Source organism: Pseudomonas sp. 20-5 (genome assembly GCF_056782835.1).
Genome location: NZ_CM165584.1, coordinates 576,841 through 589,700 on the forward strand (window position 1 = coordinate 576,841; position 12,860 = coordinate 589,700).

Consider the following 12,860-nt stretch of genomic DNA (forward strand, 5'->3'; position numbering starts at 1 on the left):
GGGTCTCAGTACACGTCGTGCTGGGTGTTGTAGACGTTGAACTTACCGGTCGGGGTGATCAGCCGCGGGTCCTTGACCACGGCCTTGAGCTTCAGGGTCTTGTCGTCCACCACCACCAGCGCGGAGCTGTCGTTCTTGCCGTTCCACACCGAGAACCAGACTTCATCGCCGCGCTTGTTGTACTCGGGCTGCACCACCCGCTTGGCGCCTTCGCCGAGATCGGCCCATTCGGCGATCGGCAGCACCTGGTACTTGGCGTCGAGGTTCTTCAGGTCGAACACCGCGACGCTCTGGCTGATCCTGGCGTCGGGGTTGAAGGTGGTGTCGACGTAGAGGTGCGAGGACTTCGGATGGGTCTTGATGAACAGCGAGCCGCCGCCCTGGCCCTGTAGTTCGGCGACTTTCTTCCAGGCGTACTGCGGATGGTTCTTCGGATCGGTGCCGATCAGCGAGATGCTGCCGTCGCCCAGGTGGCTGGTGCTCCACACCGGGCCGTACTTGGGATGTACGAAGTTGGCGCCCCGCCCCGGGTGCGGGGTCTTGCCGACGTCGACCAGGGCCGACAGGCGACGGTCCTTGGAGTCGATCACGGCAACCTTGTTGGAGTTGTTGGCGGCGGTCATGAAGTAGCGGTGGCTGCTGTCCCAGCCGCCGTCGTGGAGGAACGGCGCCGCACCGATGCTGGTGACGGTGAGGTTGTCGATATCCTTGTAGTTGACCAGCAGGACCTTGCCGGTCTCCTTCACGTTGACGATGAACTCGGGGTGCTCGTGGGAGGCGATGATCGCCGCCACGCGCGGTTCCGGGTGGTAGGTCTGGGTGTCTACGGTCATGCCGCGGGTGGAGACGATCTGCTTCGGCTCCAGGGTCTCGCCGTCCATGATCGCGAACTGCGGCGGCCAGTAGGCGCCGGCGATGGTGTAGCGGTCCTCGTAGCCCTTGAACTTGGAGCTTTCCACCGAGCGCGCCTCGATGCCGATCTTGATCTCGGCGACCTTGGTCGGCTCCTTGGCCCACAGGTCGATCATGTCGATCCGCGCGTCGCGGCCGATCACCAGCAGGTAGCGGCCGGAAGCGGACATCCGCGAGATATGCACGGCATAGCCGGTATCGATGACCTTGACGATCTTCTTGCTGTCGCCGTCGACCAGGGCGATCTGCCCGGCGTCGCGCAGGGTCACCGAGAACAGGTTGGGCAGGTCGAGGTCGTTGAGCTGTTTCTTCGGCCGGTCCTCCGGCTTCACCAGCACCTTCCACGATTCGCGCATCTCCGGCATGCCCCACTCCGGCGGTTGCGGCGGGGTGTGCTGGATGTACTTGGCCATCAGGGTGATCTGTTCCTTGCTCAGCTCGCCGGAGCTGCCCCAGTTCGGCATGCCCAGCGGGGTGCCGTAGGTGATCAGCGCTTCCAGGTATTGCTGGCCGCGTTGCTGGGTGATGTCCGGGGTCAGCGGCTTGCCGGTGGCGCCCTTGCGCAGGACGCCGTGGCAACCGGCGCAGCGTTGGAAGTAGATCTGCTTGGCCTCGTTGAACTCGCTTTCACTCATGTCGGGGGCACCGTTGGTGCGCACCACGTGAGCGGGATCGACGGCGGAAGCGGCACCCTGGTATTGCTCGGCGGCTTTCATGTCGTCCTTGGCGTGAGCGGTGGCCAGGCCCAGCAGCGTCAGCGAGGCGAGCAAGGTGCCCGCCAGTGGCTTGCCAAATGGCATGGTCTATCTCCTCAGGAGCCCTGCGAGGCGCTCCCTTAGCAGTGTTTTGGGGGTGGCTGCGTCGGGAACTCCCGGGAATTCATGGCGCGAAAGGATCATAGAAAGCAGGGTCTTTACCCTTGCTTGACCGGAATCAAGATTGCGTTGCTTTGCGCTTGTGGCACCTTCCAACTGTGAATAGCGTGCGGTCCTAATCCCTAGCGCAGGAGTAGGACATGCGGGACGCGACACCCTTCTACGAGGCCACCGGCCATGAGATCGAAGTCTTCGAGCGCGCCTGGCGGCACGGCCTGCCGGTATTGCTCAAGGGCCCCACCGGTTGCGGCAAGACCCGCTTCGTCCAGTACATGGCGCGGCGCCTGGAACTGCCGCTGTACAGCGTCGCCTGCCATGACGACCTGGGCGCCGCCGACCTGCTCGGCCGCCATCTGATCGGCGCCGACGGCACCTGGTGGCAGGACGGCCCGCTGACCCGCGCGGTGCGCGAAGGCGGTATCTGCTACCTGGACGAAGTGGTGGAGGCGCGCCAGGACACCACGGTCGCCATCCACCCGCTGGCCGACGACCGCCGCGAGCTGTACCTGGAGCGCACCGGCGAGACGTTGCAGGCGCCGCCTTCGTTCATGCTGGTGGTGTCCTACAACCCCGGCTACCAGAACCTGCTCAAGGGCCTGAAGCCCAGCACCCGGCAGCGTTTCGTCGCGTTGCGCTTCGACTACCCGGCGGCGCAGCAGGAGGCACGCATCCTGGTCGGCGAGAGCGGTTGTGCCGAGGCCCTGGCGCAGCGCCTGGTGCAGTTGGGCCAGGCGCTGCGGCGGCTGGAGCAGCACGACCTGGAGGAAGTCGCCTCGACCCGCCTGCTGATCTTCGCCGCGCGCCTCATCGGCGACGGCATGGACCCGCGCGAGGCGTGCCGGGTGGCGCTGGCCGAACCGCTCTCGGACGACCCGGCGACGGTGGCGGCGCTGATGGACATCGTCGATCTCCATGTCGCCTGATACCGTCGAGCGGCGCCTGCCCGGCGACCTGGCGATGTGGTTCTTCATCCTCGCCGAACTCAGCGTGTTCAGCCTGCTGCTGCTGGCGTTCGCCGGCGCCCAGGCCTGGCAGCCGGAGCTGTTCCGTGCCGGCCGGGAGCAACTGGATAGCCGCTGGGGCCTGTTGCTGACCGTGGCCCTGCTCAGCTCCGGCTGGCTCGCCGCGCTGGCGGTGCATGCGGTGCGCCGCGGACGGCCGCGCCAGGCGAGCGGCTGGTTGCTGGCGGCGCTGCTGCTGGCGCTGGTCTACGTCGGCCTGAAGCTGCACGAGTACGGGCGGCTCGCCGATCTCGGCCTGGACATCGAGCACGACACTTTCTTCACCCTCTACTGGTGCCTGACCGGCTTCCATTTCCTCCACGTCCTGCTCGGCCTGCTGATCCTCGGCTGGCTGGCGCAGGCCTGCTGGCGCCGGTGTTATACGCCGCAGGCTTGCTCGGGACTGGAGTCGGGAGTGCTCTACTGGCATATGGTCGACCTGGTCTGGGTGCTGCTGTTCCCGCTGGTCTACGTCCTGCAATGAGGTGCCGATGCGAACCCTGACCCTCTGCTGGCTGGCGTTGCTGGCGCTGGCCGTGACCGGTGTGCTGCTGGGCGGCGCCGGCGACTCTCCCTGGCTGCTGGCGGCGGTGCTGGCCTGCGCGGTGGCCAAGGGTTGGCTGATCGGCGAGCGCTTCATGGAGCTGGCCCATGCCCCGGCGCTATGGCGCCGCCTGCTGCTGGCCTGGCCGCTGCTGATGGCCCTGGCGGTGGGCGCTGCGCTGTACCTGGCGCGGATGAATAACTGAGTAAATCGTTCGGGAATCTTGATTGCCATCAAGCGGGTTCGCCGCCGCCGCTTCCTAGAATCGCCGCACCACCCATTCCAGGAGGCCGCATGTCCGAGACCTTTACCAAAGGCATGGCCAGGAACATCTATTTCGGCGGGAGTGTGTTCTTCATCCTGCTGTTCCTGGCCCTGACCTACCACACCGAGAAAACCCTGCCCGAGCGCACCAACGAGGCCGCGATGAGCGCCGCGGTGGTGCGCGGCAAGCTGGTCTGGGAGCAGAACAACTGCGTCGGCTGCCACACCCTGCTCGGGGAGGGCGCCTACTTCGCGCCGGAGCTGGGCAACGTGGTCGGACGCCGTGGCGGCGAGGAGGGCTTCAACACCTTCCTCCAGGCCTGGATGAAGATCCAGCCGCTGAACGTGCCGGGCCGTCGCGCGATGCCGCAGTTCCATCTCAGCGAGGGCCAGGTCGACGACCTGGCCGAGTTCCTCAAGTGGAGCTCGAAGATCGATACCAACCAATGGCCGCCGAACAAGGAGGGTTGATGATGTCGCCCAATGGCTCCCTGAAATTCGCCTCGCAGGCGGTCGCCAAACCCTACTTCGTGTTCGCCCTGATCCTCTTCGTCGGGCAGATCCTGTTCGGCCTGATCATGGGCCTGCAGTACGTGGTCGGCGACTTCCTGTTCCCGGCGATCCCCTTCAACGTCGCGCGCATGGTGCACACCAACCTGCTGATCGTCTGGCTGCTGTTCGGCTTCATGGGCGCTGCCTACTACCTGGTGCCGGAGGAGAGCGACTGCGAGCTGTACAGCCCGAAGCTGGCCTGGATCCTGTTCTGGGTATTCGCCGCCGCCGGCGTGCTGACCATCCTCGGCTACCTGCTGGTGCCCTACGCCGGCCTGGCCAGGCTCACCGGCAACGAACTGTGGCCGACCATGGGCCGCGAGTTCCTCGAACAGCCGACCATCAGCAAGGCGGGCATCGTGATCGTCGCCCTGGGCTTCCTGTTCAACGTCGGCATGACCGTGCTGCGCGGGCGCAAGACCGCCATCAGCATGGTCCTGATGACCGGCCTGATCGGCCTCGCCCTGCTGTTCCTGTTCTCCTTCTACAACCCGGAAAACCTCACCCGCGACAAGTTCTACTGGTGGTGGGTGGTGCACCTGTGGGTGGAAGGCGTGTGGGAACTGATCATGGGTGCGATCCTCGCCTTCGTGCTGGTGAAGATCACCGGGGTCGACCGCGAGGTGATCGAGAAGTGGCTCTACGTGATCATCGCCATGGCGCTGATCAGCGGCATCATCGGCACCGGCCACCACTACTTCTGGATCGGCGTGCCCGGCTACTGGCTGTGGCTCGGCTCGGTATTCTCGGCGCTGGAGCCGCTGCCGTTCTTCGCCATGGTGCTGTTCGCCTTCAACACCATCAACCGCCGCCGCCGCGACTATCCGAACCGCGCGGTCGCGCTGTGGGCCATGGGCACCACGGTGATGGCCTTCCTCGGCGCGGGAGTGTGGGGCTTCATGCATACCCTGGCGCCGGTCAACTACTACACCCACGGCACCCAGCTCACCGCCGCCCACGGCCACATGGCCTTCTATGGCGCCTACGCGATGATCGTGATGACCATCATCTCCTACGCCATGCCGCGCCTGCGCGGGATCGGCGAGGCGATGGACAACCGCTCGCAGGTCCTGGAGATGTGGGGCTTCTGGCTGATGACCGTGGCGATGGTGTTCATCACCCTGTTCCTCTCCGCGGCCGGGGTGCTGCAGGTCTGGCTGCAACGGATGCCGGCGGACGGCGCGGCGATGACCTTCATGGCCACCCAGGACCAGCTGGCGATCTTCTACTGGCTGCGCGAAGGCGCCGGGGTGGTGTTCCTCATCGGCCTGGTCGCCTACCTGCTGAGCTTCCGGCGCGGCAAGGCGGCCGCCTGAGATGGCCTTCGCCGTCGAGCTGGAGGAATGGGTCGGCGCCCACTGGCACCGCTTCATCACCCGCCATGCCAGCGGCGAGTTCGAGGCGGCGCGGGTGACCCTGGAGAGCATGCGGCGTCCGCTCGGCATGCTCTTCCGGGCGCTCGGCGGCGCACCGGGGGTAGCCCTCGAGGCGACCCCGGCGCGCCGCCTGCTGCTACGCCGCACCTGGTTGCAGCGGGTCGCCGGGACCTGCGAGCAGGCCCCGGTGTCCTGGTTCAACGGCGACAGCCTGCGCCTGCCGGAATCCCTCGCGGTCTATCCGCAGGCCGAGCTGAACCGTGAACTGTATCGCTGGCTGGCGCTGCTGGCGGCCAGCGCCGGGCCGCTGCGGCACTGGGCCCAGGACAACCAGCGCTGGGCGCGGCAGTTGCTCGATGCCTATCCGGCGCTACGCCCGCGCTACGCCCGGCTGGTCGCCGCGCATCTGCGCCAGCGCCCGTCGCTGGACGATTGCCCGGCGGCAGACGCCGAACTGGAAATCGCCCTGCGCCGCGCGCTTGCCGAGCCGGGCAGCGTCGAGCGCTTCCCGCGAGTCGAGCGGGCGCCCTGGCCGGTGCCGCTGTGGCTGTATCCCGGCGAGCGCTGGACGCCTTCCGCCAGCGCGGAGGACGGCGAGGAAGCGGCCGCCGGCGCCGGCAAGCGCCAGGTCGCCCGCAGCGGAGCGCGCAAGCGCGCCGAGCGCGTCGAGGAGCGCGACAGCGAGCGCAACCTGCTGCTGTTCCGCCTGGAAAGCCTGCTCAGTTGGTCGGAGCACCTGGCCCTGGACCGCTGTAGCGACGACGAGGACGACCCGGACGGCGCGCGCGTCGCCGAAGACCTCGACTACCTGTCGCTGTCGCGCCAGCGCACGCAGAAGGGCGGCGGCCTGCGCCTGGATCTCGACCTGCCGGCCGCCGACTACGATGACCTGCCGCTCGGCCCCGGGCTGAAGCTGCCCGAGTGGGACTATCGGCAGCAGCGCCTGCTGAGCGACCACGTGCTGCTGCAACCGATGCGGCCGCGCGGCGCGACCAGCGCCAGCCTGCCGGCGCACCTGGAGAAGACCGCGCTGCATCTGCGCCGCCAGTTCGCCTGCCTGCGCGACGGCCGCCAACGCCTGCGCCAGCAGCCGCAAGGCGACGAGATCGACCTCGATGCCTGGCTCGACTTCCAGGTCGAGCGGCGCCGCGGCGGTTCCACCCAGCCAGGCCTGTTCCTCGAACAGCGGCCGCGCCGGCGCGACCTCGCCTGCCTGTTGCTGGCGGACCTGTCGATGTCCACCGAAGCCTACCTCGACGACCAGCGGCGAGTGATCGACAGCATCGTCGACAGCCTGCTGCTGTTCGGCGAGGCGTTGCAGGCGCTGGGCGACCCCTTCGCGCTGTACGGGTTTTCCTCGGTGCGCCGGCAGCAGGTGCGCTGGCAGGTGCTGAAGGACTTCGACGAAGGCTACGGCGGCGAGGTCCGCGGTCGCGTGCTGGCGCTCTCGCCGGGCTACTACACGCGGATGGGCGCGGCGATCCGCCGGGCCAGCCAGGTGCTCGGCGGGCAGCCGCAGAAGCGTCGCCTGCTGTTGCTGTTGAGCGACGGCAAGCCCAACGACCTGGACCGCTACGAGGGCCGCTACGGCATCGAGGATACCCGCCAGGCGGTGATCGAGGCGCGCAGCCAGGGACTGGTGCCCTTCTGCATCACCATCGACAAGGAGGCGGCGGACTACCTGCCCTACCTGTTCGGCGCCGACGGCTTCGCGCTGGTCGAGCGCGCCGGGCAGTTGCCCGAGCGCCTGCTCCAGCTCTATCGGCGCCTGCGCCGCTGAGATGCCTCAGGGAGCATCGCGCGGCAACCAGAGCATCATGCCCAGGCAGAACAGCGCCAGCCCGACGCAGAACCAGGCGAAGCGCCGCTGCCGGCGACCCTGGAGCTGGTGCTGGGAAGCGCTGGGCAGCGGCATGCCGCACTGTTCGCAGGCGCTTTCCGCGCCTTCGGTTTCATGGAGGCAATACAGGCATTGGCGCATGGGCGTTCTCGCGGGCTCGACCCCGCCAGCTTGCCGGCGGACGGGCCGTGGCGCGCTTGACCGCGATCAAGCGGCGGCGCTGTTCACTCGAAGCACTCCAGGCGTTCGCGGTCGAGGATGCTGATTTCGCGGCCGTCGAGGTGGATGATGCCCTCGTCGCCGAGGCGGTGCATGATTCGCGAGAAGGTTTCCGGCTGGATCGACAGGTGACCGGCCACCAGTTGCTTGGCCACCGGGATTTCCACCCGGCAGTTCTCCCCCGGCGCGTGGGCGGCGAGGGTCAGCAGGTAGCGCACCACGCGGTGGGTGGCGTTCTTCAGGGAAAGCGTCTCGATCTCGTCGATGCGCTGGTGCAGGCGGGTGCTGAGCTTGGCCAGCAGGGCCAGGGCCAACGGGGTGTTGTCCTGCAACTGGCGCAGGTAGGCCTTGTTGGAGAAACGGAACAGCTGGCTGGGCACCACGGCCTGGGCGGTGGCCACGTAGTTCGGGGTGTCCATGAACATCATCGCCTCGGCGAAGGTGTTGCGTTCGTTGGTCACTTCGAGAATCTTCTCCTGGCCTTCCGGGGTCAGCCGGTAGATCTTCACGCAGCCGGAAATCAGGTAGTAGAAGGCGTGCGCCGGCTCGCCCTGGCGGAACACGTAGGCGCCCTTGTCGAGGTTGACCAGGTCGCTGCTGGCGAGCAGTTCCTGGAGCTGGACGGGAGAAAGCGGTTCGAACAGGTGGTGGCTTTGCAGCAACTGCTGGTGGACGCGCTGGAATTCCATGCTGGGAAGGCTCGCGATGATGAGGGGACTGGCCACTGTAGCGGGCCCGGCGCAGATCATCTTGACGCACGGCAAGCTCCCGGCGGCTGGGTGTTGCCGTCGGTCCGGCGAGCGGAACTATTACAGCGTGTAAGCCAAGGCTTACAAACGGCGGTGGTTTTGGCTGCTTTCTCCCCCTCGCGGAGATGCGTAATCTTCAAACCGTCAGGACATTGCGCAGGAAGCGCCAAAGACAATACGGAAACTCAGGGAATCCACCATGGATGGTGGCGTAGCACGGATGTCAGGATAGAGGTCTGCAAAACCCCGCCCAAAAGGCGGGGTTTTTTATTGCCCGAGGAAAACCGCGTCGCTCAGACCACGCCTTCCAGCAGCGAGCGCAGCAGCTCGACGCTGGCGTGCTGGCGTTGCGCGTCGCGGTAGACCAGGCCGACCTTCAGCGGGATGCGCGGTTCGCTGAGCGGTTTCCACAGCAGCCGCTGGTTCGAGTGCATCTGCCGTGCCTTGCCCGGTAGAACGGTGGCGAAGCGGGTCTGCGGCAGGCTGTCGAGAATCCCGCTCATGTGGTTCAGTTCCGCCTGCACCCGCGGCCGCCGGCCGATCGCGGCGAGTTGCTCCTGCCAGATCTGGCGCGCGCGGAACTCTTCGCCGAGCAGCAGCATCGGCAACTCCGCGGCCTGGGCCAGGGACACCTTTCTGAACTCCTTCAACGGGTGTTCCTCGGGGATCACCAGCTGCAATTCGTCCTCGTACAGCTCGACGCTGTGCAAGCCCGGCTGGCGCGGCGGCAGGAAGCCGATGCCGATATCCAGGTTGCCGGTGAGCAGGCGCCGCTCGATGTCGATTCCCGACAGTTCGTAGATCTGCACCCGCAGATGCGGCTGCGCGGCGTGCAGGCGTTCGACCATGTACGGCACCAGGCTGGCGTTGACCGTCTGCAGCACGCCGATCGCCAGGCTGCGCGGGGTCTGCCCGCGGAATACGCGCATCGCCTCGCGGGCCCTTTCCAATCCCTCCAGCAGCGGTACCGCATGGTTGTACAGGGTGTGGGCGGCGACGGTCGGCAGCAGGCGCTTGCCGCTGCGCTGGAACAGCGAGACGTCGAGGTTCTGCTCCAACTGGCGGATCTGCTGCGAGAGGGCCGGTTGCGACAGGGCCAGGCGTTCGGCGGCGCGGCCGACGTGGCCTTCTTCGTAGAGCGCGACGAAATAGCGGAGTTGGCGAAAATCCATAAGCTGTTCTTATCGATGAAACTGGAAAATCGAAATGGAGTGGGTCCCGCGTGAGGCACTAGTCTAGCTGCATTGGCGGTACATCGGGTGGTCGCGGAGCAATGGAGCAGATAGTCGTAAACGGTGTTTTCATAGGTAAAGTCGAAGAAACCTGGGGCGGATTGGTCAGCGCGATCGACAAGCTGCCGGTCGAGCAGGAGTTCTGGCTGGGCCACGATGGCCTGCCCGGCGACGAACAGGCCGACATCCGCCACCACGGCGGCCTCGAGCGCGCTCTCCATCACTATCCCGCCGAGCACTACCGCTACTGGCGCAAGCGCCACCCGCTGAACCGCTGGCAACTGCCGGCGTTCGGCGAGAACATCTCGACCTACGGGATCACCGAAGCCGAGGTCTGCATCGGCGACCAGTTCCATTGGGGCGATGCCCTGCTGGAAGTCAGCCAGCCGCGTTCGCCCTGCTATCGCCAGGGCCAGCGCTGGAATCTTCCCGAGCTGCCCGACGAATTGCAGAGCGGCGGCCGCTGCGGCTGGTTCTATCGGGTCCTGCGCAGCGGCATGGTGACTCCCGGGGACCAGCTGAAGCTGGTCCAGCGGCATTACCCCGAACTGACCGTCGCCCGCCTGTTGCAGTGGTATTTCGGCGATCCCCTGGAGCCTCTCGGGTTGCGCCAGATGATGGCCTGCGACGCGCTCTCCCAGCGTTGGCGCAAGACAGCGGCGAAACGCCTGTCCAGCGGCGTGGTGGAAGACTGGGGGCCGCGCCTGCGCGGGCCGTCGGATTACCGGGAGCATGCCTCTTGAGCGACTACCTGATCACCCTGAGCCAGTCCGGCCGGCTGTTGGCCAGCATGACGGTGAGCGCCGCGCGCTTTGCCGAGGTGCGCGAGCTGATGCGCCAGCGCTTCCCCGCCGGCGACGGCTTCGAACTGCGCTTCGAAACGCGCCGGGAAAAGCGTCGGCTGCTGGAGCAGGGGCCACAGGGCGTGCGCCTGCTGGCGGTGGAGTACATGACCGAGGAACTGAAAGATGGCTGATGCGCTGGATAGCCTGCGCCTGATGCGCACCCAGGAACGGCCCGAACAGGTGTTCGTCCGTGGCCAGGGCTCGTGGCTGTGGGACAGCGACGGACGCGCCTTCCTCGACTTCACCCAGGGCCTGGCGGTGAACTGCCTTGGCCACAGTCCCAGCGTGCTGGTCCAGGCCCTGGCCCGGCAGGCGCGGGAGCTGGTCAGCGCCGGCCCCTGCCTGCTCAACCGGCCGGTGCTGGCATTGGCGCAGCGCCTGTGCCTGGCGACCGGCAGCGACCAGGCCTACTTCCTCACCAGCGGCGCCGAGGCCAACGAAGCGGCCATCGCCCTGGCGCGCAAGTGGGGCCGCCTGCATCGCGGCGGCGCGCAACGGATCGTCAGCACTGTCAACAGCATCCATGGACGCACCCCGGGCACCCTGACGGCTTGTGGCAAGCCGGCGCAGCATGGCCTGGAGGGATTTGCCAGGGTGCCGTTCAACGACCTCGACGCCATGGCCGCGGCCATCGACGAAGAGACGGTGGCGGTGATGCTGGAGCCGGTGCAGGGCGATGCCGGGGTGATCCCGGCGACCCTCGACTACCTGCGTGGCATCGAGCGGCTGTGCCGGCAGCGCGGCGTCCTGTTGATCCTCGACGAGGTGCAGACCGGCATCGGCCGCTGCGGCGCGCTGCTGGCGGAGGAACTGTACGGGGTACGCGCCGACATCGTTACCCTCGGCAAGGGCCTCGGCGCCGGGGTGCCGCTGTCGGCGCTGCTGGCGCGTGGCAACGCCTGCTGCTTCGAACCGGGCGACCAGCTTGGCACCCACCACGGCAACGCGTTGATGACCGCTGCCGGGCTGGCGGTACTGAATACCGTGCTGGAGCCGGGTTTCCTGGAGCAGGTGCGCGAGCAGGGCACTCACCTGCGCGATGGCCTGGCCCGTGTCGCGCGTCGCTATGGGCATGGTCCGCTGCGCGGCCAGGGACTGTTCTGGGGGCTGCCGCTGATCGGCCAGCGCGCGCCGGCGGTGGTTCGCGCGGCGTTCGGCGAAGGCCTGCTGATCAACGCGCCGCAGCCGCATTGCCTGCGTTTTTCCCCGGCGTTGACGGTGAGCCGGGCCAACGTCGACGAAATGCTGCGGCGACTGGAGCGGGCCCTGGCCCGGGTCGCCAACCGACACGAGGAGGTGGCCTGATGCGCGCCCTGGTATTGCAACACGTTCCCTTCGAAGGCAGCGCGCGGATCGGCGACTGGATCGGCCGCCACTGCGAGCACGAGCACGTCTGCTACCTCTACGCCGACGCCCACCTGCCTGCGCTGGACAGCTTCGACCTGCTGGTGGTGATGGGCGGGCCGATGAGCGTCCACGACGAAGCGCAATATCCCTGGCTGGTGGCGGAGAAGCGTTTGATCCGCGCGGCGCTGGATGCCGGCAAGAAGGTCCTCGGCATCTGCCTCGGCGCGCAGCTGCTGGCCCAGGCGCTGGGGGCTGCGGTACGCCCGGGACGCCAGGCGGAGATCGGCTGGTGGCCGCTGCACAGGTACAGCCAGGCGCTGGGCTCGCCGCTGGGCGAGCGCCTGCCGGAACGGCTGATGGCGTTCCACTGGCACGGCGAGACCTTCGACCTGCCGGCCGGCAGCGTGCCGCTCTATGGTTCGGCTGCCTGCGCCAACCAGGGCTTCATCTGGAACGAGCAGGCTATCGGCCTGCAATGTCACCTGGAAAGCACCGCGGAGAGCATCGAGGCGCTGCTCGATGCCTGCCCGCAGGACCTGCAACGGGAAGGGGCGGTGCAGAGCGCCGGGAGGATCCGCCAGGGTGTCGCGCATTGCCGCGAGGTGGCGCCGGTGCTGTTCCTGTTGCTCGATTACCTGGCGCATCGGCCGGCGGAGATCGCACGCCGGGCCTGATCGCCAGAAAGATTCCTCTGTCCTCGCATGCGCCTCCGGACGTCGTTTTGGTCCTGTGGGGCGCTTTTTTTATTCTAGGCTGCGTGCTTTCCCAACCAGGGCTCCAGTAGTGCCAGGTCGCGACGCAGGCTTTCGGCGAACAGGTGCAGGCGGGTGGGGTTGTCCAGCTCGCCGGGCTGGATGCCGACGAAGGTGAAGGTTTCGTCGTGCTCTCGGGCGGCGACATTGATACTGACGGTGCCGTCGTAGTGCATCCGGCACTGGCAGTCGTAGCCTTCCAGCGCCTGGTTCAGGCTGCGCTGGATCTCGCCGAGATCGGGGTGCTTGTTCTTGCTCATCGCGTCGCTCATGCAAGGGGATGGGGCTTTCTTCTCGTGCAGGGCGAGTCGGGTGGATGCGTCGACGACCTCGGGACCGAGGGGCGGCGTAG

At 67.2% G+C, this 12,860-nt stretch carries 15 protein-coding genes; 10 read left to right on the top strand and 5 right to left on the bottom strand.

Going from position 1 to position 12,860, the window contains the following annotated elements; translation table 11 throughout:
- Positions 1-5: 5 nt before the first annotated feature.
- Positions 6-1,712, bottom strand: coding sequence for a nitrite reductase (gene nirS, locus AC1RB9_RS02660; RefSeq protein WP_003106104.1), 1,707 nt, complete (start codon positions 1,710-1,712; stop codon positions 6-8).
- A 215-nt stretch (positions 1,713-1,927) separates the two neighbouring features.
- On the opposite strand from nirS, the gene nirQ reads away from it, so the two are divergent.
- The 6 genes from nirQ (at position 1,928) to AC1RB9_RS02690 (ending at position 7,304) form a co-directional block, all read left to right on the top strand.
- A complete protein-coding gene (gene nirQ / locus AC1RB9_RS02665) occupies positions 1,928-2,710 on the top strand; it encodes a transcriptional regulator NirQ (protein ID WP_003084875.1) in 783 nt (260 codons plus the stop codon).
- Positions 2,711-2,744: 34 nt separating this feature from the next.
- Entirely contained in the window at positions 2,745-3,272 is a 528-nt protein-coding gene (locus AC1RB9_RS02670) for a cytochrome c oxidase subunit 3 (RefSeq protein WP_003118864.1), read from the top strand.
- A 7-nt stretch (positions 3,273-3,279) separates the two neighbouring features.
- A complete protein-coding gene (locus AC1RB9_RS02675) occupies positions 3,280-3,537 on the top strand; it encodes a cytochrome C oxidase subunit IV family protein (protein ID WP_003113239.1) in 258 nt (85 codons plus the stop codon).
- Between the two features lie 89 nt (positions 3,538-3,626).
- Entirely contained in the window at positions 3,627-4,067 is a 441-nt protein-coding gene (gene norC / locus AC1RB9_RS02680; protein ID WP_003084881.1) for a nitric oxide reductase subunit NorC, read from the top strand.
- Positions 4,067-5,464, top strand: a complete 1,398-nt coding sequence (gene norB / locus AC1RB9_RS02685; RefSeq protein ID WP_003084883.1) for a nitric-oxide reductase subunit NorB — start codon at positions 4,067-4,069, stop codon at positions 5,462-5,464. Before norC ends, norB begins: the two co-directional genes overlap by 1 nt.
- A 1-nt stretch (position 5,465) precedes the next feature.
- A complete protein-coding gene (locus AC1RB9_RS02690) occupies positions 5,466-7,304 on the top strand; it encodes a nitric oxide reductase activation protein NorD (RefSeq protein ID WP_003117939.1) in 1,839 nt (612 codons plus the stop codon).
- A gap of 6 nt (positions 7,305-7,310) precedes the next feature.
- Here the strand turns inward: AC1RB9_RS02690 and AC1RB9_RS02695 are convergent, their stop codons facing one another.
- The 3 genes from AC1RB9_RS02695 to AC1RB9_RS02705 form a co-directional block, all read right to left on the bottom strand.
- Complete coding sequence (locus AC1RB9_RS02695) at positions 7,311-7,505, bottom strand: hypothetical protein (RefSeq protein ID WP_003113235.1); 195 nt, start codon at positions 7,503-7,505, stop codon at positions 7,311-7,313.
- An 83-nt stretch (positions 7,506-7,588) separates the two neighbouring features.
- Positions 7,589-8,272, bottom strand: coding sequence for a transcriptional regulator Dnr (gene dnr / locus AC1RB9_RS02700; protein WP_003113234.1), 684 nt, complete (start codon positions 8,270-8,272; stop codon positions 7,589-7,591).
- Positions 8,273-8,625: 353 nt separating this feature from the next.
- Positions 8,626-9,504 (bottom strand): LysR family transcriptional regulator, encoded by an 879-nt coding sequence (locus AC1RB9_RS02705; protein ID WP_003084893.1) that lies wholly within the window; start codon positions 9,502-9,504, stop codon positions 8,626-8,628.
- A 101-nt stretch (positions 9,505-9,605) separates the two neighbouring features.
- Between AC1RB9_RS02705 and AC1RB9_RS02710 the strand changes: the two genes are divergently transcribed.
- From AC1RB9_RS02710 to AC1RB9_RS02725, 4 genes are read left to right on the top strand one after another with little or no spacing between them, the layout of a single operon-like run.
- Complete coding sequence (locus AC1RB9_RS02710; protein WP_003160865.1) at positions 9,606-10,307, top strand: MOSC domain-containing protein; 702 nt, start codon at positions 9,606-9,608, stop codon at positions 10,305-10,307.
- Complete coding sequence (locus tag AC1RB9_RS02715; protein ID WP_003113233.1) at positions 10,304-10,540, top strand: hypothetical protein; 237 nt, start codon at positions 10,304-10,306, stop codon at positions 10,538-10,540. Before AC1RB9_RS02710 ends, AC1RB9_RS02715 begins: the two co-directional genes overlap by 4 nt.
- Positions 10,533-11,714, top strand: coding sequence for an aspartate aminotransferase family protein (locus AC1RB9_RS02720; protein WP_003459342.1), 1,182 nt, complete (start codon positions 10,533-10,535; stop codon positions 11,712-11,714). Before AC1RB9_RS02715 ends, AC1RB9_RS02720 begins: the two co-directional genes overlap by 8 nt.
- Positions 11,714-12,430 carry a type 1 glutamine amidotransferase gene (locus AC1RB9_RS02725; RefSeq protein ID WP_003084901.1) on the top strand — a complete coding sequence of 239 codons (717 nt, stop codon included), beginning with the start codon at positions 11,714-11,716 and terminating at the stop codon, positions 12,428-12,430. Before AC1RB9_RS02720 ends, AC1RB9_RS02725 begins: the two co-directional genes overlap by 1 nt.
- Before the next feature lie 74 nt (positions 12,431-12,504).
- Here the strand turns inward: AC1RB9_RS02725 and AC1RB9_RS02730 are convergent, their stop codons facing one another.
- Complete coding sequence (locus tag AC1RB9_RS02730; protein WP_003084903.1) at positions 12,505-12,768, bottom strand: hypothetical protein; 264 nt, start codon at positions 12,766-12,768, stop codon at positions 12,505-12,507.
- Positions 12,769-12,860: the final 92 nt, after the last annotated feature.